Source organism: Methylobacterium sp. E-041 (genome assembly GCF_022829665.1).
Taxonomy (GTDB): domain Bacteria; phylum Pseudomonadota; class Alphaproteobacteria; order Rhizobiales; family Beijerinckiaceae; genus Methylobacterium.
Genome location: NZ_JAKSYQ010000053.1, coordinates 29,184 through 52,159, shown reverse-complemented (window position 1 = coordinate 52,159; position 22,976 = coordinate 29,184). Strand labels below are relative to the sequence as shown.

The following is a 22,976-nucleotide window of genomic DNA, read 5'->3' as shown; positions in this document are numbered from 1 at the left end:
CGAGAAATCGACATGGCCCGAGAACCGGAATCGCGCGTCAGCGCGGGGCCGGCAACGCGGTCCGCCCAGGCAGCGTCAGGGCGGTGCCGGGCTCCGGCGGGGCGTAGGCCTTCAGCCGCTCGGTCTCGCCTTCGAGCCGGCGGATCTCGCGGCCGCGGTGGCGGACCTGGCGGCGCGCCTTGCCCTGCCCGAGCCAGGCGAAGATGCCGCCGACGACGATGCCGAGCGCCACGGCGCCGAACAGGATCGCGTAGAGGGGCAGCGTCACGCTGAACACCGGATCGGGCGAGAACGGATCGAGCGAGAGGCGGACGGGATCGCGGTTGGCGACCGCGAGCAGGATCACCAGGACCGCGATGGGCAGCAGCACCAGACTCTTGAGGAAGCGGACCATCGATCTCTCCGAACCGTTCTTAACCGTGCTGCGGATGGCCCGAGGGGCCATCCGCGATCCGCCGCACCGGCGGCGACGCGGCCGCCCGGCATCCCGCGGCGCCCTACTCGGCCGCGGACTGGCTCTCGCCGATCCCGGCCGCGTTGAGGCGCAGGCGCATCTCCTTGCCGGTCTTGAACACGGGGATGGCCTTTTCCGACACGGCAACGGCCGCACCCGTGCGCGGGTTGCGCCCGCGGCGCGCATCCCGGCGCTTCACCGAGAACGCGCCGAAGCCGCGCAACTCGACCCGGTCGCCCCGTGCCAGCGCGTCGGCGATCGTGTCGAGGATCGCGTTGACCAGCGTCTCGACGTCCCGCTGGTAGAGGTGCGGGTTCTGCTCGGCGATCTTGAGGACGAGCTCCGACTTGATCATGGCGTCTGGTCTTCTCGAAGTTCCGGGGCGCGAATCCTGATGGATCGCACCGATCAGGGCGCGGCGGACGGGCTCGGGCGCCACAGCACGAGCATGCCGCCCCGGGTGACGGCCCCCGCCTCGGCCCCGGCCTCGGCCAACCGGGCGGACAGGCCGTCGAGCCCGAGGAGGTCGGCACCGAGGCCGAGCGTCGAGAACAGGCCGAAGCCCTGGCCGGAAGCCGGCTTCCAGTCGGTCACCGGCAGGTTCTTGGGCACTTTGCGCGCGCTCTCGAGCCAGGCGATCGCCTGCCGCTCGCTGCCGAGCTCGTCCACGAGCTTCAGCGGCACGCTCTGGCGGCCGCTGAACACCCGGCCGTCGGAGACCGTGGCGACCTGGGCGCCGTCCATCCCGCGCCGCTCGGCCACGAGGTCCTTGAACCAGGCGTAGGTGTCGCCGACCACCGCCGCGAGGGCGGCACGCGCCTCCGGCGAGGTCGGGGTGAAGCCCGACGGCTCGGCCTTGAGCGGCGAGGACTTCACCGATTCGACCTTCACGCCGACCTTGTCGAGCAGCCCCGACACGTCCGGATACTGGAACAGCACGCCGATCGAGCCGACGAGCGAGGTCTCGCGCGCGACGATGTGGTCGGCGGCGATCGCGGTGATGTAGGCGCCCGAGGCCGCGGTGCCGTCGACGAAGGCGACGATCGGCTTCTTCTCGGCCAGCGCCCGCAGGTTGCGGAACAGCTCCTCGGAGCCGGTGGTGGTGCCGCCGGGCGAGTTGATCGAGACCACCACGCCCTCGACGGCGGCGGATTCGCCGACCCGCTTCATCAGCTTGGCGGTGGCCTCGCTGCCGGAGATGAAGCCCGAGATCGAGATGCGGGCGATCTGCGGCTTCACCGCACCGAACAGCCCGTCCTCCGTTCCGGCGCGGACCCGCAGGCCGACCGCGCCGACGGCGACGACGAGGCCGCCGATGCCGACGACGCGCCACAGGGACAGCTTGCGGCGCAGCCGCCGCCGGTCGATCAGGAGTTCGGCGTCGGCTGCCATGCGATGGTCTGCTCCCTCACGGTCCCGGCCGCGCGGGCCGGCCGGTTCTCAGCCCACCCGCAGACCGATGCCCGGGGCAGGGCGCACGAGGCTCACGCGCCGCGACGCGGTCCGCACCTTAGGCAGCGGTACAGACCAAGTCCTTGGCAGGCTTGAGCTCGTGGGCGCCGGGCGGTTGCCCGCGAGCGGTGTTCTAGCCCTGCCGGACACGGACCGGCAAGGGGCGCAGGGGGCCAAAACCGCATCGCCTTGCGGTTGCGCCGCGCCTGTCATGGGGCGCCGGATCGTCTTGCCCCGCCAAACGAAAGGCCCGCGCCGGACGGATGTCCGGCGCGGGCCTTCGATCGACCGGGACCTGACGGCCGCCCGGATGGACCGGGCGGCCGGCATGGACCGGACTACTTCTCCTCGACGTCGTCGCTGGTGCGGGCCTTCTTGAAGGCCGCACCGAGGATGTCGCCGAGCGAGGCACCCGAATCGGCGGAGCCGAACTGGGCCATCGCCTCCTTCTCCTCGGCGACTTCCAGCGCCTTGATCGACAGCTGGACGCGGCGCGCCTTACGGTCGAACTGGATGACGCGGGCGTCGAACTTCTCGCCGGCGGCGAAGCGCTCGGGGCGCTGGTCGCCACGGTCGCGGGCGAGCTCTGCGCGGCGGATGAAGGTCGACATGTCGGTGTCGACGATCTTCACCTCGATGCCCGAATCCTTCACCTCGACGACCTCGCAGGTGACGATCTGGCCCTTCTTGACGTCGCCGGCCTCCGCGAAGGGGTCGCCGCCGATCTGCTTGATGCCGAGCGAGATGCGCTCCTTCTCGACGTCGACGTCGAGAACCTGCGCCTTGACCATGTCGCCCTTCTTGAACTCCTCGATCACCTGCTCGCCGGGACGGTTCCAGTCGAGGTCCGACAGGTGGACCATGCCGTCGACGTCGCCTTCCAGGCCGATGAACAGGCCGAACTCGGTCTTGTTCTTGACCTCGCCCTCGACCTCGGACCCGACGGGATGCTTCTCGTTGAAGGCCTCCCACGGGTTCTGCAGGGTCTGCTTGAGGCCGAGCGAGATGCGGCGCTTGACCGGATCGACCTCGAGGATCTGCACTTCCACTTCCTGCGAGGTGGAGACGATCTTCCCGGGGTGGACGTTCTTCTTGGTCCAGCTCATCTCGGAGACGTGGATCAGACCCTCGATCCCCGGCTCGAGCTCCACGAAGGCGCCGTAGTCGGTGATGTTGGTGACGCGGCCCTTGAGCTTGGCGTCGACCGGATAGCGCTGGGCGATGCCCTCCCACGGATCGGCGAGCAGCTGCTTGATGCCGAGCGAGATGCGGTGGGTCTCGTGGTTGATCTTGATGATCTTGACCTTGACCGTCTGGCCGATGGTCACGACCTCGGACGGATGGTTCACGCGGCGCCACGCCATGTCGGTGACGTGGAGCAGGCCGTCGATGCCGCCCAGATCCACGAACGCACCGTACTCGGTGATGTTCTTGACGACGCCGTCGATGACCTGACCCTCCTCGAGGTTGGCCACCAGCTCGGAGCGCTGCTCGGCGCGGCTCTCCTCGAGGACGGTGCGGCGCGAGACGACGATGTTGCCGCGGCGGCGATCCATCTTGAGGATCTGGAACGGCTGCGGGGTGCCGAGCAGCGGGGTCACGTCGCGCACCGGGCGGATGTCGACCTGGGAGCGCGGCAGGAACGCCACGGCGCCGTCGAGGTCGACGGTGTAGCCGCCCTTGACCTGGTTGAAGATCGTGCCGGAGACGCGCTCGTTGGCCTCGAAGGCCTTCTCGAGCTTGACCCACGACTCCTCGCGGCGCGCCTTGTCGCGCGAGATGACGGCCTCGCCGAGCGCGTTCTCGATGCGGTCGACGTAGACCTCGACCTCGTCGCCGACGGCGAGCTCGCCCTCGCGGCCGGGGCCGTTGAATTCCTTGAGGGCGACGCGACCCTCGGTCTTGGCGCCGATGTCGATGACCGCGACGTCCTTCTCGATCGCGACGACGCGACCCTTGACGACGGAGCCTTCGGTGATCTCGTGTTGGAGGAACGATTCCTCGAGCAGCGCCGCGAAGTCGTCGCGGTAGGCGTCGCGCTGCAGAGCGGTACCAGCAGTCATTCTGTCTCCTGAACGGGCTCCCTCGAGGGATGCCCTCACGTCGGCGGCTCGTGTTGCGAACGCCCCCGTTGCCGCTGCCGCTCCGGATGGGGGAGCGACCGATCCGAAAATGGGATCGGCTTGCCGACGCGTTCGTACGGTGTCCGAGGGCGGTCGTCCCGGGGCGGCGCGGCGCAACACGAGAACACGCGCGTGCGGTCGGCCCGGAAGGACGCCGGCTCTCTACAGCAACGGGCCCTGAAGTTCAACAGAAACGGATGTCGGCACGAAAATGGGCCCGCTTCCTTCGAAGCAGGCCCACGCCTTCGGTCCGGAGACTTGAGACCCCCGGGTACGATCTAGTCTTCGTCGTCGTCCGCCGGGCGGACGCCCTTGAGCTTGGCGAAGACCGAATCGGCGTTGATCCGCTCCTCGCGGCCGCCGTGGCGGTGCTCGTCGGCCTCGGGCGCCTCGTCGCGGGTGGAGACCTCGGTCGGCAGGAGCGAGGCTCCCGAATCGGCGGCGAGCGCGGCCGGCCGGTCCTTGGCGGCGCGCTGGACCTCGAAGTCGAGGTCGATCTGGGTGCACAGGCCGAGCGTCACCGGGTCCATCGGCTGCAGCGAGCCGGAATTCCAGTGCGAGCGCTCGCGGATCTGCTGGATCGTCGACTTGGTGGTGCCCACGAGCCGGATCACCTGCGCGTCCTTCAGCTCGGGGTGGTTGCGCAGCAGCCAGAGGATCGCGTTCGGGCGGTCCTGACGGCGCGACAGCGGGGTGTAGCGCGGCCCCTTGGTGGTGCGCTTGACCTCGGGCAGCTTCACCTTCGAGACCGCGACCTTGAGCTTGTAGGCCGGCGACTTCTGCGCCTTCTCGATCTCGTCGCGGGTGAGCTGGCCCGCGGTGATCGGATCGAAGCCCTTGATCCCGGCGGCGACCTCGCCGTCGGCGATGCCCTTCACCTCCAGCGGGTGCAGCTTGCAGAAATCGGCGATCTGCTCGAAGGCGAGCGAGGTGTTCTCGACCAGCCAGACGGCGGTCGCCTTGGGCATCAGCGGACCCTGGGTCATGTTTCGCACGGGCTCCAAAACCGACGCGTGGACGGACGGGGCCGGGCATCGGTCCGCAGGCTCCGGACCGCTCGATCCGAAAGTCCCGTCTCACGCATTCAAAAGGGGAATGACCTTGTATACGCGGGGCCGCCGGAGGGCGCAATCGACTCGACGGCCTGCGACCGGGCGATCGTCGGGCGGCGCCGGGTCGAAGAACCGGCCCCGGCCCTCCGGTCCGTCCGTGTCGGGCGAAGGGTTTCGGGGCGTTCGACCGTGGCCGGGCAAGCAACGCGAGGGGACACTACCCTGAATTGTAGTAATTCGGCGTCGAAAATATCGGGGTTCCGCCGGAAAACTTGACTTCACGTCGTTCTCATGACGTACCGCCCGCGATGCCCGTCCCCCTCCGCACCGTCCTGTTCCGCCTGCACTGGGCGCTCGGCCTCACCGCCGGTCTCGTCCTCGCCGTGGTCGGCGTCACCGGCGCGATGATGAGCTACGAGGAGGCCATCGTCGATCTCGCCAATGCCGACCGTGCGCGGATCGCGGTCCTGGACCGGCCGCATCTCGGCCCGGAGGCGCTGGTCGCGCGACTCGGCGCGCAGCGCCCGGGCCTCAGGGTGAGCACGCTGACGATCGCCGGCGACCCGGCGATCGTCCCCCGCGTGCGCTTCGCCGACGACACGTCCGGCGCGCGGCCGCCCTCGGTCTACCTCGATCCCTACGACGGCACGCTGCGCGGCGAGATCCGCGGCGAGGCGACCTTCGCGACGATCCGCGGCCTGCACCGGTGGCTGCTCCTGCCCGGGGAGGGCAGGGGCTGGGGTCGGACGATCACCGGGGCGGCGGCGGTGGCGCTGCTCGCGTTCCTCGCCACCGGCCTGTACCTGCGCTGGCCCAAGGTCCACGCTTGGCGGATCTGGCTGAGGCCGAGTCTGCGCCGGCCGGGGCGCCCGCGCTACTGGTCGCTCCACGCCGTCGCCGGCACCTGGCTGCTGCCGGTCTACGCCGTGATCGCGCTGACGGGGCTGTGGTGGTCCTACGAGCCGTACAGGTCGGCCGCGACCCGGCTCCTCACGGGCAAGGCGCCCGAGGCGCGCGCGGACCGCGCGGCCGGGCGCAAGGCGGGAGAGAGGCAAGGCGAGGCGAGCCCGGTCGGGAGCACCGAGAACCCGCTCGCCCTGGACAGGGCCTGGGCCGCGTTCCGGGCGGAGGAGGGCGCGTCGGCGGCGCTCGCGACCGTGACGCTGCCGGGGCGCGACGCGACGCGGATCCGCATCCGCTGGATCGCCGCGGCGTCCGACGCCCCGAAGGCGCGCAACGAATCGACCTTCGACGCCGCGACCGGCGCCCGCCTCTCGCGCGTGCGCTTCTCCGACGAGGCGCTCGGCCGGCAGATCGCCGAGTCCATGCTCGAGGTCCATCGCGGGCGCTTCTTCGGTGGGGTCTTCGCCCTGGTCTTCTGCCTCGCCGCGCTCATGATGCCGCTGCTCGCGATCACCGGCCTCGTGCTCTACGTCCTGCGCCGGCGTGCCGGGGCCGCGCGACGGTCGGCGCCGCGCGGCCCCGGTCTCGTCGCCGAACCGCGGCCTTGAGACGGGCCGGCGGAGGGAGTAGGTCTGAGGGCACCGGAGCCGTGCCCGGCATCGTGCCTTCGCGACCTTGCCTTCGGGGGCTGCCCTGGTTTCCGTGAGACCGCCGACCACGCTGCCGACGCCCGAGCCAGACCCCGCGGGCCCCCGCCCCCGCGTGAGCGCGCGCGGACGGCTGCGGACGTACTTCCTCACCGGCATCATCGTCGCGGGGCCGCTGGCGATCACCGCCTACATCACGTGGTGGATCATCACGCTGATCGACGGGTTCGTGAAGCCGCTGGTGCCGGCGAGCTACCTGCCGGACCATTACCTGCCGTTCTCGATCCCGGGGCTGGGCATGCTCATCGCCTTCGTGGCGGTGACCCTGCTCGGCTTCCTCACGGCGAACCTCGTCGGGCGCAGCGTGATCGAGTTCGGCGAGGTGCTGCTGGCGCGCACGCCCGTGATCTCGGGGCTCTACAAGGGCCTGCGGCAGATCTTCGAGACGCTGTTCTCCGCCAACGGAACCTCGTTCCGCACGGTCGGCCTCGTCGAGTTCCCGGTGAAGGGAACCTGGTCGGTGGTGTTCCTGTCGGCGCCGGCCGCGCCCGACGTCCAGGCGGCGCTTCCCGGCGGCAAGGGAGAAGCAGGGGAGGACGGCCGCAACGACTATGTCGGCGTGTTCCTGCCCTGCGCGCCGAACCCGACCACGGGGTTCTTCTTCTACCTGCCGCGCACCGACATCATCGAGGTCGGGATGAGCGTGGACGATGCGGCCAAGCTGGTGATGTCGGCCGGCGTCATCCAGCCGGACGATCCGCAGGCCCGGCTTCAGGCCATGGCCGCGACCTTGCGGACGGCGCAGGGGCTCGCGCCCGAGACGTCGCGGGAGACGCCGCCGGCAGGCGCCGCCCCGCGTCGCGAAACGGTCTGACTCAGGAGGCGCTGGCGGTGACGACGGTCTTCGGCGTCGCCGCGACGCGGTTGCCGCTCATCCAGCCGGTCGAGGTCTCGGCGGCCAGCAGGAGCGCCAGGGCGAAGCAGAGGCCGTTGGCGGCGATCCAGAGGGGCCGCGCGGCCCGGCGAACCGCGATACCCACGTCGGAAGCCTGCTCGGAGGCGGCGTCGGAGATCGGCAGCAGCCAGGGCTCGTGAGCGAGGGACTGCCATCCCTCGGAAGACCCCGGCAGGCGTTGGAACGGTCCGGTCAGCATCGCTGTCCTCCATCTTTCCCGTGACGGCCTGAACGAATCAGCCTTTCGTTCAGGTTCAGTTAAGATTGAAACATGGCCACTGCAAGGCATGCTCGGCGACGTGGGCCTCTCAACCGCGTCCGGGCCGATCGCGTTCCCTCCCCGGATCGATGATTTGCTCGCGGCGCCGGGATGCGCGCCCCGCTCTGTATCGCCCGCCCCGATCGAAGCCATTGCGCCGGGCGCCCCGTCCCTTATCTCGCCGGGCACGATCTCACGCGAGGAAGAGGCGACGACGATGCCGAAGGCGATACGCGTTCAGGATTACGGCGGCCCCGAGGTGATGGCCTACGAGGACGTGCCGACGCCGCAGCCCGGCCCCGGCCAGATCCGCATCCGCGCCGGCGCGATCGGCGTCAACTTCATCGACATCTACTTCCGCTCCGGCGCCTACAAGGCGGCACAGCTGCCGTTCACCCCAGGCAAGGAGGTCGCCGGGACGGTGACGGCGGTCGGCGAGGGCGTGACCGGGTTCTCGGTCGGCGACCGGGTCGCCACCGGATCGGGGGAGGGCACCTACGCCGAGGAGCCGCTGATCGCGGCCTCGGCCGCCGTGCACGTGCCGGACGGGATCGACGATTCGACCGCCGCCGGCATGATGCTGAAGGGGCTCACCGCCGAGTACCTGCTGCACCGGACCTATGCGGTGAAGCCGGGCGACACGATCCTGTGGCACGCGGCCGCCGGCGGCGTCGGCCTGATCGCCTGCCAATGGGCCAAGCACCTCGGCGCCACCGTCATCGGCACCGCCGGCTCGGCCGACAAGGCGGAGCTCGCCCGCGCCCACGGCTGCGACCACGTCATCCTCTACCGCGAAGAGGACGTGGCGGCCCGCGTCCGCGAGATCACCGGCGGCAAGGGCGTCCCGGTGGTCTACGACGGCGTCGGGCAGGACACGCTGATGGGCTCGCTCGATTCGCTGGCCCCGCTCGGCCTGCTCGCGAGCTTCGGCTCCGCCTCCGGCCCGATCAAGGCGCTCGACCTCGGCCTGCTCGCCGCCAAGGGCTCGCTCTACGTGACGCGCCCGACCCTGTTCACCTACGCGAGCCGCCCGGAGATCCTGGCCGAGATGGCGAAGAACCTGTTCTCGGTGGTGCAGAGCGGGGCGGTCAGGATCCCGGTCAACCGGACCTACAAGCTGTCGGAGGCCCAGCAGGTCCACCGCGACCTCGCCGGCCGCGAGACCACCGGCTCGACGGTGATGGTCCCGTGATCCCGGGATCGCCGGATCGGAGGATCCCGGGCGGACGCCTTTCCGCCGAAGCCGGGGGATGCCCGTGACGGTCGGCGCGGCCGAGGCCCTGCTCGTCGTCGACGTGCAGCACGACTTCCTGCCCGGCGGCGCGCTCGCGGTGCCCGACGGCGACGCCGTCGTCGCGCCGATCCGGGCGCTGGCCGCGCGGTTCCGGACCCTGGTGCTGACGCAGGACTGGCACCCGGCCGGGCACGTCTCGTTCGCGAGCGCGCATCCGGGCCGGGCGCCGTTCGAGACGGTGCGGCTGGCCTACGGCGAGCAGGTGCTGTGGCCGGACCACTGCGTGCAGGGCAGCGCCGGGGCGGGGCTCGCCCCCGGCCTCGACCTGCCCGGCGCCGCCCTCGTCCTGCGGAAGGGCCTGAGCCCCGGAGTCGACAGCTACTCGGCCTTCGTCGAGGCCGACGGGACGCCGACGGGGCTCGCCGGCTACCTGCGCGAGCGCGGCGTCCGGCGCGTGGTCCTGTGCGGGCTCGCCACCGATTACTGCGTCGCCTGGAGCGCCCTCGATGCGCGCGCGGCAGGCTTCGCGGCCGCCGTCGTCGCGGACGCGACGCGGGCGATCGACCAGGGCGGATCGCTCGCCGCCGCCTGGGCACGGATGGAAGCCGCCGGAATCGGCAGGGCGACGAGCGCCGACGTCACGGGATCGTAGGCCACGAAGGCGCTCGGAGCACCGGACGGCGCGCGTCCCGAAACGGTCAGTTCGCGGTGCGGTCGCGCATGCGGTAGGTGCCGCCGGGGTCGCGCTCGAACATCTCCGGGATGCCGGCGTGGCGCAGGCTCTCGCCCGAGGTGTCGGGCACCAGGTTCTGCTCGGACACGTAGGCGACGTACTCGGTCTCGGCGTTCTCGGCGAGCAGGTGGTAGAACGGCTGGTCCTTGCGCGGACGCGCCTCCTCGGGGATCGCCAGCCACCAATCCTCGGTGTTGTCGAACACCGGGTCGACATCGAACACGATGCCGCGGAACGGGTAGATCCGGTGGCGCACCACCGCGCCGATCCCGAACTTGGCGATGCGCAGTCTCGATTCGGTCGGTCGCGGGTCGGTCATGGCCTGATCCATCATGACGGATCAGATAGGCGCGGATGGCGGGCTTGTCACCGGGTTCCGGGGGGCGGTGCATCGGAACCGACCCGCGTCGCGGGCCGGCCTCGCCCGTGCGGCCGGCGTGATCGAGACGAGCCTCACCCGCCGGCGGGGAGGGCGATCCCGAGCTCGGCGGCGATCCTGCGTGCGGTCGCCTCCCGCCGCGCGGTGATCTCGGCGACGCCGGTGCGCGCCCGCTCGAGGATCGCGGCCGGGGCGGTCCGCGGCGTGCCGCTGTCGAAGGGCGGCTCGGGGGCGTATTCCATGCCGAGCTGGATCGCCTGGGCGACCTCCGGGCCGCGCAGCTCGGCCGCAAGCTGCAGCGCGCCGTCGATGCCCGCGGTGACGCCGGCCGCGAACACCCACGACCCGTCGACCACGACGCGCCGGTCGACGGGCTGCGCGCCGAAATACGGCAGCAGCGCGAAGGCGCTCCAATGCGTCGTCGCCCGGCGCCCCCTCAGCAGCCCGGCACCGCCGAGGAGCAGGGCGCCGGTGCAGACCGAGAAGACGTGCCCGGCTCCCCCCGCCTGCCGCCGGATCCAGCCGAGCACGGCCTCGTCCCGCATCAGCGCCTCCTGGCCGAAGCCGCCGGGCACGTGCAGCACGTCGAGCTGCGGCGCATCGGCCAAGGCCGCGTCGGGGGTGAGCCGCAGGCCGCGGACGTCGCGCACGCTCTCGGCGGTCGGGGCGTAGATCCGGTAGGTCGCGTTCGGGATGCGGGACAGCACCTCGAACGGGCCGGTGAGGTCGATCTGGTCCAGCCCCTCGAACAGGAGCGAGCCGATCTGCAGGTGGGTCTCGGGGGGGATCATCGCGGGGTCTCCGTGGTGGACAGGGACACCCTAAGGCCTCAAGATCTGGCCGGGATGCCAGACGACCCTCGTTTCCAGCCAGATACCGCTCGAACCCATACCGTTCGAACCCATGCCGGATCGCCCCGCGTCGTCGAGGTGCTGGCCTTTCCGTCCGTGCAACTGCTCGACGTGGCCGGTCCGCTGCAGGTCTTCGCGACGGCCAACGAGCAGGCACGGGGCTCGCGGCCCTACGCGCCGCGTGTGGTCGGCTGGGGCGACGGCGCGCTGACCTCGTCCGCGGGCCTGCGGCTGGCGGTCGACCCCCTGCCCGACCGCGACGCCCCGCTCGACACGCTGATCGTCGCCGGCGGCCCCGGCGTCGTCGCGGCCTCGGCCGACGCGGACCTCGTCGACTGGATGCGGGCGCGGGCGGCGCGGGCGCGGCGGGTCGCCTCGGTCTGCACCGGCGCCTTCCTGCTCGGGGCGGCAGGGCTCCTCGACGGGCGCCGGGCGGCCACCCACTGGGCCCATTGCGAGCGGCTCGCCGAGCTCTATCCGCTGGCGCGCGTCGAGCCGGACCCGATCTTCGTGCAGGACGGCCCGGTCTGGTCCTCGGCGGGGATCACCGCCGGCATCGACCTGGCGCTGGCGCTGGTGGAACAGGATCTCGGCCGTGCGCTGGCGCTCGGCGTCGCCCGCCATCTCGTGATGTTCCTCAAGCGCCCCGGCGGGCAGGCGCAGTTCAGCGCGGCGCTCGCGCTCCAGGCCGGCGACGACCGGTTCGATGCCCTCCATGCCTGGATCCGGGAGAACCTGGCCGGCGACCTCTCGCTTCCGGCGCTGGCGGCGGTGGCGGGCATGAGCGAGCGCAGCCTCGGCCGGCACTACCGCGCGGCGACCGGGCTGACGCCGGCCAAGGGAGTGGAGCGCCTGCGGGTGGAGGCGGCGCAACGGGCGCTGTCCGAGACCAGGCGCCCGGTGAAGCGCATCGCGCAGGCCTGCGGCTTCGGCTCGGAGGAAACCATGCGTCGCAGCTTCCTGCGGCTCGTCGCTGCGCTGCCGCAGGATTACCGAAGCCGGTTCGGGCCGTGACGGCTCATGCCGGACCTCATGGGCGAGAACCCGTGAGGTCCGGCGGAGGACCGCCGCCCCGCGGTCGCGGGGGCCAAGCCTCGATGCGTCGGGCTCATCGAGGTCTGCTCATCAGCCGAGCTTGTACACCGCGGCCAGCTCCGGGTCCTTGGCCGCCACGAGCTTGGCCAGGTCGACGATGACCTTGGCCTGCTTCCAGGTGGCGTCATCCTGCATCTTGCCGTCGAGCATCACCGCGCCGGTGCCGTCGGGCATCGCCGCGACGATGCGGGCGGCGAAGGCCACCTCGTCCGGATCGGGGGCGAAGACGCGCTTGGCGATGGCGACCTGGTTCGGATGCAGCGTCCAGGCGCCGGCGCAGCCCATGAGGAAGGCGTTGCGGAACTGGACCTCGCAGGCCGGGCCGTCGGAGAAGTCGCCGAACGGGCCGTAGAAGGCCTTGATGCCGTTGGCCATGCAGGCGTCGACCATCTTCGCGATGGTGTAGTGCCAGAGGTCCTGCTGGGCGGAGGCGCGGGCGACGCCCTCGCCGGCCGGGTCGGCGATCACCCGGTATTCCGGATGGCCGCCGCCGACGCGGGTGGTCTTCATGCCGCGGGACGCCGCCAGGTCGGCGGGGCCGAGGCTCATGCCGTGCATGCGGGGCGACGCGCAGGCGATGGCGTCGACGTTGGCGACGCCTTCGGCCGTCTCCAGGATCGCGTGGATCAGGATCGGCTTCGTCACGCCGTGGCGCGCCTCGAGCTGGGCGAGGAGCTGGTCGACGTAGTGGATGTCCCACGGGCCCTCGACCTTGGGAATCATCACCACGTCGAGCTTCGAGCCGACGGCGGCCACGAGCTCGAACAGGTCGTCGAGAAACCACGGCGAGTTCAGCGCATTGATGCGGCTCCACAGGCCGGTGCCGGTCGCCGCGAAGTCGGTCGCTTGCGCCATCTGGACGAAGCCCTTCCGGGCGGCCTCCTTCTGGTCCATCGGCACCGCGTCCTCGAGGTTGCCGAGCACGACGTCGACGGTCGGCGCGAGCTCCGGCACGCGGGCGCGGACCTTGTCGTTGTGCGGCGGCACGAAGTGGATCATCCGCTCCAGCCGCACCGGCAGCTCGCGGAAGGGCTCGGGCGCGCCGGCGGCGAGCGGCTGGAAGAAGCGGCGCGGCAGTTTCATGGAAGAACCTCGTTGCAGGTCGGCTTGCCGAGTCGGCGTGACGGACCGGTTCGTCCGGTTAGTGCAAGCACAGGCCCGGCGTAAAGCGATCCGCGTGGCAAGCGTCATGGTGCGCTGCCGCACGAATGGCGCGGCCGGCTCGGTGGTCGTGCCCGGTTGCGGGAACACCGCGGACGGCGCAGCGTTTTCGAACCGAGGCGGGTCAATCGGTATCGGGAAACGGGCTATGCCCTCTTCGAAGACGCGTCAGCTCGCGCTTTGCGCGACGATCCTCGCACTTGGAATCGGTGCGCCTGACCTTTCCCGTGCCGGATCGGATACTGCCAAACGCACCGAGCGCACGGCGTTCACCGCCGGCGAGATCGCGACGGCGCGTCCTGCCGCCCTGAAGGGCGCGATCCGCATCGCCGGCGACGACGGGCAGGCCTTCCAGGCGCTGATCGACGGGGCGTCCGCGGCGGCCGACCCCTGGCTCGTGCTGTCCGGCGGCGGCGAGAACGGCGCCTTCGCCGCGGGCCTCCTCTCCGGCTGGAGCGCGAGCGGGCGCCGCCCGGCCTTCGGCGTGATCACCGGCGTCTCGACGGGCGCCCTGATCGCCCCCTTCGCCTTCATCGGTGCCGCCGGCGATGCCGCCCTGCGCGAGGCCTACACCACGGTCTCGGCGGCGGACGTGTTCGAGTTCGGCGGCTCCGCCGAGGCCCTGACCGACACCTGGCCGCTCAAGCGCCGGATCGAGAAGGCGGTGACGCCGCGCCTGCTCAAGGCGATCGCCGCCGAGCACGCCAAGGGCCGGCGCCTGCTGGTCGCCACCACCGAGCTCGACACCGAGCGCCCTGTGCTGTGGGACATGGGTGCGATCGCGACGATCGGCGACGACAAGGCGCTGAACCTGTTCCGGTCGATCGTGCTGGCCTCGTCCGCCGTGCCGGGCGTGTTCCCGCCCGTCTCGATCGACTCGACGACCGTCGACGGCAAGACGAACCAGGGCAAGACGATCCAGGAGATGCACGTCGACGGCGGCACCACGGCGCCGTTCTTCCTCGCGCCGAAGCCGGCGCTGATCGCGGCGCAGACGGGTGCCGGCGGGGTCAGGATCCCGGCCCGGACGGTCTACCTCGTCGTCAACAACAAGCTCGCGCCGTACTTCCAGATGGCGACGCACACCACGCTCTCGGTGCTCGGCCGGGCGATGTCGTCGGCGATCAAGGCGCAGACGCGCGACGCCCTGGCGCTCGCCGACGCCTTCGCCCGCCGCGAATCCATCGACCTGAAGGTCGCCGAGATCGACGACCGCTTCACCGACACCTCGCCGGCCCCGTTTGACCAGCGCTACATGAAGGCGCTGTTCGCCCACGCGGAGAAGCTCGGCCAGGAGGGCACGGCCTTCGGCGGACCGGAGGCGCTGGCCGAAGGCTCGTCGAACCTGCCGACCGGCTCGCTCGGCGCGCTGCATCCGAAGGCCCCGCAGCCGGCGACGCCGCGCCTGGACGCATCCCGACCGGACGCCTCGCAGGCCCTGGCGACGCGCTGAGCGGCGCTTACGCCGCCTTCTTCTTCCCCCCGCGCTCGGCGATCCCTGCCAGCGCCCGCACCACCTGCGTCGCGGTCTTGAGCCGGGCCGGGATCGAGTCGAGCTCGCGGATGAAGACCACGCTCATGTCGGGCCGGACCTTCGCGAACGAGGCCTGCTCGGCGACGTAGGCGACCAGCCCCTGCGGGTTCGCGAACGACTTGTCGCGGAAGTGGACCACGACGCCCTTCGGCCCGGCCTCGACCTTGGCGATGTTGGCGGCCAGGCACAGGATCTTGATCGTCACGATCTTGAGCAACTGCTCCACCTCCGGCGGCAGCGGCCCGAAGCGGTCGATCAGCTCGGCGCCGAACGCCTCCATCTCGGCGTCGTTCTCCAGGGTCGAGAGCCGGCGGTAGAGGGCGAGCCGCACGCCGAGATCCTCGACATAGGTCTCGGGGATGGTGACCGGGGCGCCGAGCGCGATGGTCGGCGACCACGCCTCCTCCACCGGCTCCTCGTAGCCCGCCTTGAGCGCGGTGACCGCGTCCTCCAGCATCTGCTGGTAGAGCTCGTAGCCGACCTCCTTGATGTGGCCGGACTGCGCGTCGCCGAGCAGGTTGCCGGCGCCGCGGATGTCGAGGTCGTGGGAGGCCAGCTGGAAGCCGGCGCCGAGCGTGTCGAGCGTCTGCAGCACGGTGAGGCGCTGCTCGGCCTGGGCGCTCAGGGTGCGGTTGGCCGGCGTCGTGAACAGGGCGTAGGCGCGGGCCTTGGAGCGGCCGACGCGGCCGCGGAGCTGGTAGAGCTGGGCCAGGCCGAACATGTCGGCCCGGTGGACGATCAGCGTGTTGGCGGTGGGGATGTCGAGACCGGATTCGACGATCGTGGTCGAGAGCAGCACGTCGTACTTGCCCTCGTAGAACGCGGTCATCACGTCCTCGAGCTGGCCCGCCGCCATCTGCCCGTGGGCGACCGCCACCGTGGTCTCGGGCATCTCGGTGTCGAGGAAGCGCTTCACCTCGGCCAGATCCTCGATCCGCGGCACCACGTAGAACGACTGGCCGCCGCGGTAGCGCTCGCGCAGCAGCGCCTCGCGGATGGTCAGCGGATCGAACGGCGTCACGAAGGTGCGCACCGCCAGGCGGTCCACCGGGGGGGTCGCGATGATCGAGAGGTCGCGCACGCCCGTCATCGCCAGCTGCAGCGTCCGCGGGATCGGGGTGGCCGAGAGCGTCAGCACGTGCACGTCGGCCTGCAGCGCCTTCAGGCGCTCCTTGTGGCTGACGCCGAAATGCTGCTCCTCGTCGACGATGATCAGGCCGAGGTCCTTGAAGGCGATGGTCTTGGCCAGCACCGCATGGGTGCCGACCACGATGTCGACGGTGCCGTCGGCGAGCCCGGCGCGGGTCTGCTTCATCTCGGCCGCGCCGACGAAGCGCGACAGCTGCGCCACCTGGATCGGCAGGCCCTTGAAGCGCTCGGCGAAGGTGCGGAAGTGCTGGCGCGCGAGCAGGGTGGTCGGCACCACCACCGCCACCTGCCGCCCGGAGATCGCGGCGGCGAAGGCGGCGCGGAGCGCCACCTCGGTCTTGCCGAAGCCGACGTCGCCGCAGACGAGCCGGTCCATCGGGCGGCCCTCGTTGAGGTCCGAGAGCACCGCCTCGATCGCGTTGGCCTGGTCCTCGGTCTCCTCGAAGGCGAAGCGGGCGGCGAACTCGCCGTAGAGGCCCTCGGGCGGCACCAGCCGCGGCGCCTGCCGCACGAAGCGCTGGGCGGCGACCTTGATGAGCTCGCCGGCCATCTCGAGGATGCGCTTCTTCATCCGCGCCTTGCGGGCCTGCCAGCCGGCGCCGCCGAGGCGGTCCAGCGCCACCTCGGAATCCTCGGAGCCGTAGCGGGTCAGGAGCTCGATGTTCTCCACCGGCAGCAGCAGCAGGCCGGTGGCGTATTGCAGCTCCAGGCAATCGTGCGGGGCGCCGGCCGCCGTCACCGTCTTCAGGCCGACGAACCGGCCGATGCCGTGGTCGGCGTGCACGACGAGGTCGCCGGGCTGAAGCGCCTGCACCTCCAGGATGACGTCCTGCGGGCGCTTGGACTTCCGCTTCTGGCGCACCAGCCGGTCGCCGAGGATGTCGCCTTCCGAGATCACGGCGAGCTGGCCGGCGGTGAAGCCCGATTCGAGGCCCCAGACCGCGACGGCGACGTCGGTGCCGCGCTTCAGCGCGTAGACGTCCGACAGGCGCGAGATCGCCATCGGCTTCCTGAGGCCGTGGTCGGCGAGCACGCCGCAGAGCCGGTCGCGCGAGCCTTCGGACCAGGATCCGAGGATCACGTGATGACCGGATCCCTGCAGATCCTTCACGTGCGCCACCGCCGCGTCGAAGACGCTCGTCCCCTCGCTCGCGCGCTCGGCGGCGAAGGTGCGGCCGGGCTCGGCGCCGCAATCGATGGCCGGGCCGCCGGCTCCGCCCTCGGGCACCGCGAACGGGGTCAGCCGGGCGACGGAGCAGGCCGCGATCCGGTCGCGCAGCTCGTTCTGGGTCAGGTAGAGGGCGCGCGGCGGCAGCGGCTTGTAGGGCGCGACGCCCGATTGCGGGGTCTTGCGCGCGCCTTCGCGAGCCTGGAAGTAGTCCTGGATCAGGGCCAGCCGCTCGGCGGCCGCATCCTCGATCTGCGGCTCGAACACCATCGGCACCCCGGCGACGTAGTCGAACAGGGTGTCGAGGGATTCGTAGAACAGCGGCATCCAGTGCTCGAGGCCGGCATAGCGCCGGCCCTCGCTCACGGTCTCGTAGAGGCGGTCGTCGCGGGTCGCGGCCCCGAAATTGGCGACGTAGCCCTGGCGGAAGCGCCGGATGGTCTCGGTGGTGAGCTGGACCTCGCTCATCGGCACGAGATCGAGGGAGCGGAGCTGGCCGACGGTGCGCTGGGTCTCCGGATCGAAGGCGCGGATCGATTCCAGCGTGTCGCCGAAGAAGTCGAGGCGGATCGGGTTCGGGAGCCCCGGCGGCGACAGGTCGAGGATGCCGCCGCGCACGGCGTACTCGCCGGTGTCGCGCACCGTCCCGGTGCGCAGGAAGCCGTTGGCCTCGACCCAGGCCACGACCTTGTCCATCGAGACGACGTTGCCGATCGCGACGGAGAAGGTCTCGACGGCGATGCGCTTCATCGGCGGAACGCGCTGGATCAGGGCGTTGACCGTGGTGCAGACGATGCGGGGCGCGGCCTCCGAGGAGCGCGTGCGCGTCAGCCGCGAGAACGCGGTCATGCGCTGCGCCGCCGTGGCGCCGTTGGGCGAGACCCGGTCGTAGGGCTGGCAATCCCAGGCCGGCACGCTCATCGCCTCGATCTCGGGCGCGACGAACTTCAGGGCGTTGACGAAGGCCGCCGAGCGCCCGGAATCGCGGGCGACGTGGACCAGCACCGCCGGCCCCTCGAAGCCGGCGCTCAGGGCGCGCGCGAGGTCGGCCACCACCAGGGCGTCGAACCCGTCCGGGACGCCGGCCAGCGTCGGGCTCTCGCCGCGCGCGAATGCGTCGCGGATCCGCGCCAGCGGCCCGGACTTGGGAAGCGCGAAGCGCGCCGTCTGAACCTTCGGCGCGGGGACCGGGGGCGCGGGCGTCTTGGATGCGGACGTCTTGGATGCGGGCTTGGCCATCGGGTGTCTGTTCGTCGTCGAATCGGGCGGGCAGGCGATGCCCGGGGGCGGGACGTGGGGCCCGCGAGACGGGATGTATAGACCGGAAGGCAGGGTGTCAGGAGGCGGCGATCCGACGATGCGGCGCCCCGACCCGGGCCGCCATGGTCCGACCGGACGAATGCATGGGATGAGCTTTTCGAGGCAACCTACTCGAAATCAGCGATTTTCGATCGTTTTTTCCCGATGCGGACCCGTCGGCTCTTGCGCCGACAGGTCCGGCACGGAGCGGCTCGGGTGGGTGCTCCGCATGCCGGTGTCGCAGGGGCGGATTGCAGGAGGGACGCGCACCCGATTTTCGCGCCGAAACGCTTGATGCCCAACGCGAGCCGATAGGGACAACCCACACGTCGAAAAGAGTTTTTCCGTTCAGCGCTCGGCCCGCATCTGCTCGGGTGCGCCGAGCCGCGGCAGGACGCCCTCGCGCATCACGGCGCGGCGCAAGGGCCCGATCGCGCTCATCGCCAGCAGGCCGAAGCCGCGCAGCGCGTCGACGGGCACGAGGTCGGCGAGCAGGCTCCGGTTGAGCGTGTCGACCGCCGTGGATCGCAGCGCCGCGTCGAGCCGGCGGGCGCGGGCGAAGCCGGACAACGCCGCGCGGGAGCCCGGATCGCGGCGCTCGCGGGTGGCACCGAGCACCGCGTCCCGAAGGGCGGCGGCATCCCGCAATCCGAGGTTCAGGCCTTGCGCGCCGATCGGCGGGAAGACGTGGGCGGCCTCGCCGATCAGGGCGAGGCGGTGGGCGGTCGGGGTCGCCACGGAGAGGCCGCGCATCGGCACCAGGCCGCGGGGGCCGTCGATCCGCATCGTCCCGAGCATGCCCTGCGCCTGGCGCGTGACCGCCTCGGCCAGCGCCGCGTCGTCGAGCGCGGCGAGCCGGCGCGCGACGCCCTCGGCCGCGACCCAGACCAGGCTCGAGCGGTTCCCCGGCAGCGGCACCAGGGTGAAGGGGCCTCCGCGGGTGTGGAACTCGGTCGAGACGTCGCCGTGCGGGCGGTCGTGCGCGAGGATCGTGGTGATCGCGGATTGCGGGTAGGACCAGTCCCGCACCCGGATGCCGCTCGCGCTCCGCAACGGCGACCGCCCCCCGTCCGCGGCGACGACGAGCTGTGCCGAGACGCGCCCGCCATCGACGAGCCGAACCTCGGAAACCTCTTCGCCAGGAACGGCTTCCGCGGCATCGCTCTCGAACAGCGTGAGGTTCTCGGTGGCGCGTGCATGCCGGCGCAGGGACTCGACCAGGAGCCGGCTCTCGACGTTCCAGCCGAACGCTTCCAGCCCGATCTCGCCGGCCTGGAAGCGCGCGGGCGGGGGGCGGAACAGGCTGCCGGTGTCGTCGATGATCTGCAGCGTCGCCAGCGGGCCGGCCTGCGGGGCGATGCCGCCCCAGGCCTTCAGCGCCGCGAGGAAGCGCACGGACCCGTCGAGCAGGGCGACGGTGCGCCCGTCGGCCACGGGTGCATGGCGTCCGACCAGGGCCGTGGGCACGCCGTCGCGGGCGAGCGCCAGGGCGGCGGCGAGGCCCGCGGCGCCGGCGCCGACCACCGCGACGGCAAACGTCCTGTCCTGTCGGGGCGGCTGGGGCACGGGCGGAGAATCCTTGGTACGACCCAAACGGATCTAGGGCGATCGCGCGCGCCTGTCGCCCAGGCTGCGGCAACCCGCGCCGGCGAGAGCATGGTCCGTGATCCGTCAATCACGGACACGGCTCGCTCTCGTCTCGAGGACGCATCGTCGTCACGCCAGCGGGAATCCACCTCGCTCGACGATGCTCTAGCCGGCTCCGAGCAGCCGGATCGCGGCGTCGCGCTCGAACAGGTAGAGCAGCACCCGCAGCGCCTGGCCCCGCTCGGTCCGCAGGGTCGGATCGCGCTCGACGATCAGCCGTGCGTCGTCGCGGGCGACCTCCAGCAGGGCGCCGTCGCTCTCCAGGCGGGCGAGCCGGAAGGCCGCGAGGCCGGATTGGCGGGTGCCGAGCACCTCGCCCTCGCCGCGCAGCCGCAGATCGGCCTCGGCGATGCGAAACCCGTCCTCGCTCTCGCGCATCATCTCGAGGCGGGCCTTCGACACCTGGCCGAGCGGCCCGCGATAGAGCAGCAGGCAGGACGAGGCCTTCGCGCCGCGCCCGACCCGGCCGCGCAGCTGGTGGAGCTGGGCCAGCCCGAAGCGCTCGGCATGCTCGATCACCATGATCGTCGCCTCCGGCACGTCGACCCCGACCTCGACCACGGTGGTCGAGACCAGGACCCGGGTCTCGCCCGCAGCGAAGCGAGCCATCGCCGCATCCTTGTCGGCGCCGGGCATCTTGCCGTGGATCAGCCCGACCTCGGCCCCGAAATGCTGCTTCAGGTCCTCGAAGCGCTCCTCCGCCGCGGCGAGGTCGACGAACTCCGATTCGGCCACCAGCGGGCAGATCCAGTAGACGCGCTCGCCGCCCTGGAGCGCGCGGTGGAGGCCGGCCACGACCTCGTCGATGCGCTCGGTCGGGATGGTGATCGTCCGGATCGGCTGCCGTCCGGCCGGCTTCTCGTCGAGGACCGAGACGTCCATGTCGCCGAAGCAGGTCAGCGCCAGCGTCCGCGGGATCGGGGTCGCGGTCATGACGAGAATGTCGACCGCCGCGCCCTTGGCGCCGAGCGCGAGGCGCTGGTGGACGCCGAACCGGTGCTGCTCGTCGACCACCGCCAGCCCGAGATCGGCGAACACCACGCTGTCCTGGAACAGGGCGTGGGTGCCGACCAGGATGTCGATCTCGCCGGCGGCGAGGTCGGCCAGCGTCGCCCGGCGCTCGGCGGCGCGGTCCCGGCCGGTCATCAGGCGCAGGCGCAGGGCGCCGGCCAGCGGCTTCAGGCGCTCGAAGTGCTGGCGTGCCAGGATCTCGGTCGGGGCCATCAGCGCCGCCTGCCGGCCGGCCTCGCAGGCCGAGGCCATGGCGAGGAGCGCCACGGCGGTCTTGCCCGACCCGACATCGCCCTGGAGCAGGCGCAGCATCCGCTTGTCGGAGGCCAGATCGCCGCGAATCTCGGCGACGGCGCGCGTCTGCGCGCCGGTCAGCGCGAAGGGCAGCCCCGCCTCGATCCGGGCGGAGAGGCGGCCGTCGCCGGCGTTGACCCGTCCGGGCTTGCGGCGGCTGCGCGCCCGCATCAGCGCCAAAGCCAGTTGCGAGGCCAGAAGCTCGTCGTAGGCCAGCCGTTTTCGCGACGGCGTCGCGGGCGGCGGGACCGCGACGCCGTTGGGGCCCAGCGTCGAGGGCTTGGGCGCCTCCTCGGGCCGGTGCTCGGCGCGCAGCGCGTCGGCGAAGGGCGGCAGCCGGTTCTGCCGCAGCCAGGCCGGGTCCTGCCACTCCGGCAGCACCGGCAGCCGCTCCAGGGCGGCCACCGCCAGCTTGCCGATCGCCCGCGAGGTCAGGCCTTCCGTGGCGCCGTAGACCGGCTCGACGGAGGGCAGGGCGGCCAGGCCTTCCGCGTCGACGATGCGGGAGGGATGCACCATCTGGCGGCTGCCGTCCCAGAGGTCGATGCGGCCGGTGACGTAGCGGTGGCTGCCCAGCGGCAGCATCTTCTCGACCCGCGCCGCCGGCATCCCGAAGAACACCAGGGTGATGTCGCCGGTCTCGTCCTCGACCAGCACCCGGTGCGGGCGCCTGCCCGGCCCGGTCCCGGCCGGCCGGTGATGCGAGACGGTGACGCCGACGGTGACCGGCTCGCCCACAGGGGCCTCGCCGACCGAGCCGACGAGCTTCTGCGCGATGCCGCCCTGCGGCAGGTGGAACAGCAGGTCGACGATGCGGGCCGGCCGCTCGGGCGTGCCGAGCAGCCGCTCGATCATGGGCGCCATCTTCGCGCCGACGCCCGGCAGCCCGCGCGCGGGCGCGAACAGCGGATCGAGGATGCTGGGGCGCAGGAGCGCAGGGGCCGTCTCGTCGCGCATCGCCAATCCGCTCGTTCGGCCCATCCTGCCCGGCGGGCCCTAATAGCCCGTGCATCCCGCCCCGTCGCGCGCGGCCGCTCGACGCTGGCGTGCCGCGTCGCCCTCCCGTGATCGGCGGATCGGAGGATCCTGTGCCCGGCGCCCGGATGCGGCCGGCTGGCAGGTCGGCCGCGATGGCTTAGATACGGACGGTGGCGGCGCTCGGCGCGGCCGGCGGCGGGAGCCAAGGCGATGATCGAGTTTTTCGACCGGGAGGGACGTCCATCCGCCTTCTGCGACGACGGCCGGGCGGTCTACCACTGGGATGGGCGGCCCGCGGCGATCATCGACGACGACAAGGTCTTCGCCTATTCGGGCCGCTTCGTCGGCTGGTTCTCCGACGGATGGATCAGCGACGCGCGCGGGAACCGGCTGCTGTTCGAGTTCGATGCGGTCGGCGGCCCGGCCAAGCCGGACCGCGGCACCCGGGTCGCCAAGGGCCAGCGCGGGCACAAGCCACCGGTCGGCCCGCGCGATCCCGTCCCGGCCCCGCCCGGGCCGTCCGCGGCGTGGTCCGAGACCGCCTTCGCGGGCCTGGTCTGAGCCTTTCGTCCCGTGATCCTCGGATCACGGGTTGTCT

The 22,976-nt window shown here is 71.8% G+C and carries 19 protein-coding genes; 7 read left to right on the top strand and 12 right to left on the bottom strand.

Features of this window, described 5'->3' with window-relative positions; translation table 11 throughout:
* Positions 1-37: 37 nt before the first annotated feature.
* From MKK70_RS03985 to MKK70_RS03965, 5 genes are all read right to left on the bottom strand, one after another.
* The gene (locus MKK70_RS03985) at positions 38-394 is read right to left on the bottom strand and encodes a lipopolysaccharide assembly protein LapA domain-containing protein (RefSeq protein WP_147842388.1); all 357 of its coding nucleotides are present in this window, start codon (positions 392-394) and stop codon (positions 38-40) included.
* 103 nt (positions 395-497) lie between these two features.
* Positions 498-809: an integration host factor subunit beta gene (gene ihfB, locus MKK70_RS03980; RefSeq protein WP_147727600.1), complete on the bottom strand. Its 312-nt coding sequence runs from the start codon at positions 807-809 to the stop codon at positions 498-500.
* A gap of 53 nt (positions 810-862) precedes the next feature.
* Positions 863-1,846 (bottom strand): signal peptide peptidase SppA, encoded by a 984-nt coding sequence (gene sppA, locus MKK70_RS03975; protein WP_243945916.1) that lies wholly within the window; start codon positions 1,844-1,846, stop codon positions 863-865.
* Between the two features lie 398 nt (positions 1,847-2,244).
* Positions 2,245-3,969 carry a 30S ribosomal protein S1 gene (rpsA, locus tag MKK70_RS03970; protein WP_147727602.1) on the bottom strand — a complete coding sequence of 575 codons (1,725 nt, stop codon included), beginning with the start codon at positions 3,967-3,969 and terminating at the stop codon, positions 2,245-2,247.
* A 338-nt stretch (positions 3,970-4,307) separates the two neighbouring features.
* Positions 4,308-5,015, bottom strand: coding sequence for a DUF1013 domain-containing protein (locus MKK70_RS03965; RefSeq protein ID WP_147727603.1), 708 nt, complete (start codon positions 5,013-5,015; stop codon positions 4,308-4,310).
* Between the two features lie 374 nt (positions 5,016-5,389).
* Between MKK70_RS03965 and MKK70_RS03960 the strand changes: the two genes are divergently transcribed.
* Both MKK70_RS03960 and MKK70_RS03955 read left to right on the top strand, forming a co-directional pair.
* A complete protein-coding gene (locus MKK70_RS03960) occupies positions 5,390-6,592 on the top strand; it encodes a PepSY-associated TM helix domain-containing protein (protein WP_243938427.1) in 1,203 nt (400 codons plus the stop codon).
* Between the two features lie 154 nt (positions 6,593-6,746).
* On the top strand, positions 6,747-7,505 hold the full coding sequence (locus MKK70_RS03955) for a DUF502 domain-containing protein (RefSeq protein ID WP_243985093.1): 759 nt from the start codon (positions 6,747-6,749) through the stop codon (positions 7,503-7,505).
* Position 7,506: 1 nt separating this feature from the next.
* Here the strand turns inward: MKK70_RS03955 and MKK70_RS03950 are convergent, their stop codons facing one another.
* Positions 7,507-7,785, bottom strand: coding sequence for a hypothetical protein (locus tag MKK70_RS03950; protein WP_147728587.1), 279 nt, complete (start codon positions 7,783-7,785; stop codon positions 7,507-7,509).
* Between the two features lie 277 nt (positions 7,786-8,062).
* Between MKK70_RS03950 and MKK70_RS03945 the strand changes: the two genes are divergently transcribed.
* Both MKK70_RS03945 and MKK70_RS03940 read left to right on the top strand, forming a co-directional pair.
* Positions 8,063-9,037, top strand: coding sequence for a quinone oxidoreductase family protein (locus MKK70_RS03945; protein WP_147842384.1), 975 nt, complete (start codon positions 8,063-8,065; stop codon positions 9,035-9,037).
* 58 nt (positions 9,038-9,095) lie between these two features.
* Positions 9,096-9,731, top strand: coding sequence for a nicotinamidase (locus MKK70_RS03940; RefSeq protein ID WP_243945914.1), 636 nt, complete (start codon positions 9,096-9,098; stop codon positions 9,729-9,731).
* Between the two features lie 46 nt (positions 9,732-9,777).
* On the opposite strand, the gene hspQ is transcribed toward MKK70_RS03940, so the two are convergent.
* Positions 9,778-10,131 (bottom strand): heat shock protein HspQ, encoded by a 354-nt coding sequence (gene hspQ / locus MKK70_RS03935; RefSeq protein ID WP_147728590.1) that lies wholly within the window; start codon positions 10,129-10,131, stop codon positions 9,778-9,780.
* A 134-nt stretch (positions 10,132-10,265) separates the two neighbouring features.
* The gene (locus tag MKK70_RS03930) at positions 10,266-10,982 is read right to left on the bottom strand and encodes a DJ-1/PfpI family protein (protein ID WP_243945912.1); all 717 of its coding nucleotides are present in this window, start codon (positions 10,980-10,982) and stop codon (positions 10,266-10,268) included.
* A gap of 54 nt (positions 10,983-11,036) precedes the next feature.
* Here MKK70_RS03930 and MKK70_RS03925 point away from each other — a divergent pair, with 54 nt between their 5' ends.
* The gene (locus tag MKK70_RS03925; protein WP_243945910.1) at positions 11,037-12,056 is read left to right on the top strand and encodes a GlxA family transcriptional regulator; all 1,020 of its coding nucleotides are present in this window, start codon (positions 11,037-11,039) and stop codon (positions 12,054-12,056) included.
* A gap of 111 nt (positions 12,057-12,167) precedes the next feature.
* On the opposite strand, the gene MKK70_RS03920 is transcribed toward MKK70_RS03925, so the two are convergent.
* Entirely contained in the window at positions 12,168-13,220 is a 1,053-nt protein-coding gene (locus MKK70_RS03920; protein ID WP_147728376.1) for an HpcH/HpaI aldolase/citrate lyase family protein, read from the bottom strand.
* A 226-nt stretch (positions 13,221-13,446) separates the two neighbouring features.
* Here MKK70_RS03920 and MKK70_RS03915 point away from each other — a divergent pair, with 226 nt between their 5' ends.
* A complete protein-coding gene (locus MKK70_RS03915) occupies positions 13,447-14,751 on the top strand; it encodes a patatin-like phospholipase family protein (protein WP_243938470.1) in 1,305 nt (434 codons plus the stop codon).
* Between the two features lie 7 nt (positions 14,752-14,758).
* Here the strand turns inward: MKK70_RS03915 and mfd are convergent, their stop codons facing one another.
* The 3 genes from mfd to recG form a co-directional block, all read right to left on the bottom strand.
* Complete coding sequence (gene mfd / locus MKK70_RS03910; protein WP_243938468.1) at positions 14,759-18,388, bottom strand: transcription-repair coupling factor; 3,630 nt, start codon at positions 18,386-18,388, stop codon at positions 14,759-14,761.
* Positions 18,389-18,796: 408 nt separating this feature from the next.
* Positions 18,797-20,014: a UbiH/UbiF family hydroxylase gene (locus MKK70_RS03905; RefSeq protein WP_243945909.1), complete on the bottom strand. Its 1,218-nt coding sequence runs from the start codon at positions 20,012-20,014 to the stop codon at positions 18,797-18,799.
* 186 nt (positions 20,015-20,200) lie between these two features.
* Positions 20,201-22,357 carry an ATP-dependent DNA helicase RecG gene (recG, locus tag MKK70_RS03900; protein ID WP_243945908.1) on the bottom strand — a complete coding sequence of 719 codons (2,157 nt, stop codon included), beginning with the start codon at positions 22,355-22,357 and terminating at the stop codon, positions 20,201-20,203.
* A 231-nt stretch (positions 22,358-22,588) separates the two neighbouring features.
* Between recG and MKK70_RS03895 the strand changes: the two genes are divergently transcribed.
* On the top strand, positions 22,589-22,939 hold the full coding sequence (locus MKK70_RS03895) for a 4-fold beta flower protein (RefSeq protein ID WP_147729744.1): 351 nt from the start codon (positions 22,589-22,591) through the stop codon (positions 22,937-22,939).
* The last annotated feature ends 37 nt before the right edge of the window (positions 22,940-22,976 follow it).

Bases quoted from the DNA above. Each gene is read 5' to 3' on its own strand.
- MKK70_RS03985 (WP_147842388.1), bottom strand. From the start codon at position 394: ATGGTCCGCTTCCTCAAGAGTCTGGTGCTGCTGCCCATCGCGGTCCTG.
- ihfB (WP_147727600.1), bottom strand. From the start codon at position 809: ATGATCAAGTCGGAGCTCGTCCTCAAGATCGCCGAGCAGAACCCGCAC.
- sppA (WP_243945916.1), bottom strand. From the start codon at position 1,846: ATGGCAGCCGACGCCGAACTCCTGATCGACCGGCGGCGGCTGCGCCGC.
- rpsA (WP_147727602.1), bottom strand. From the start codon at position 3,969: ATGACTGCTGGTACCGCTCTGCAGCGCGACGCCTACCGCGACGACTTC.
- MKK70_RS03965 (WP_147727603.1), bottom strand. From the start codon at position 5,015: ATGACCCAGGGTCCGCTGATGCCCAAGGCGACCGCCGTCTGGCTGGTC.
- MKK70_RS03960 (WP_243938427.1), top strand. From the start codon at position 5,390: ATGCCCGTCCCCCTCCGCACCGTCCTGTTCCGCCTGCACTGGGCGCTC.
- MKK70_RS03950 (WP_147728587.1), bottom strand. From the start codon at position 7,785: ATGCTGACCGGACCGTTCCAACGCCTGCCGGGGTCTTCCGAGGGATGG.
- MKK70_RS03945 (WP_147842384.1), top strand. From the start codon at position 8,063: ATGCCGAAGGCGATACGCGTTCAGGATTACGGCGGCCCCGAGGTGATG.
- MKK70_RS03940 (WP_243945914.1), top strand. From the start codon at position 9,096: ATGCCCGTGACGGTCGGCGCGGCCGAGGCCCTGCTCGTCGTCGACGTG.
- hspQ (WP_147728590.1), bottom strand. From the start codon at position 10,131: ATGACCGACCCGCGACCGACCGAATCGAGACTGCGCATCGCCAAGTTC.
- MKK70_RS03930 (WP_243945912.1), bottom strand. From the start codon at position 10,982: ATGATCCCCCCCGAGACCCACCTGCAGATCGGCTCGCTCCTGTTCGAG.
- MKK70_RS03925 (WP_243945910.1), top strand. From the start codon at position 11,037: ATGCCAGACGACCCTCGTTTCCAGCCAGATACCGCTCGAACCCATACC.
- MKK70_RS03920 (WP_147728376.1), bottom strand. From the start codon at position 13,220: ATGAAACTGCCGCGCCGCTTCTTCCAGCCGCTCGCCGCCGGCGCGCCC.
- MKK70_RS03915 (WP_243938470.1), top strand. From the start codon at position 13,447: ATGCCCTCTTCGAAGACGCGTCAGCTCGCGCTTTGCGCGACGATCCTC.
- mfd (WP_243938468.1), bottom strand. From the start codon at position 18,388: ATGGCCAAGCCCGCATCCAAGACGTCCGCATCCAAGACGCCCGCGCCC.
- recG (WP_243945908.1), bottom strand. From the start codon at position 22,357: ATGCGCGACGAGACGGCCCCTGCGCTCCTGCGCCCCAGCATCCTCGAT.
- MKK70_RS03895 (WP_147729744.1), top strand. From the start codon at position 22,589: ATGATCGAGTTTTTCGACCGGGAGGGACGTCCATCCGCCTTCTGCGAC.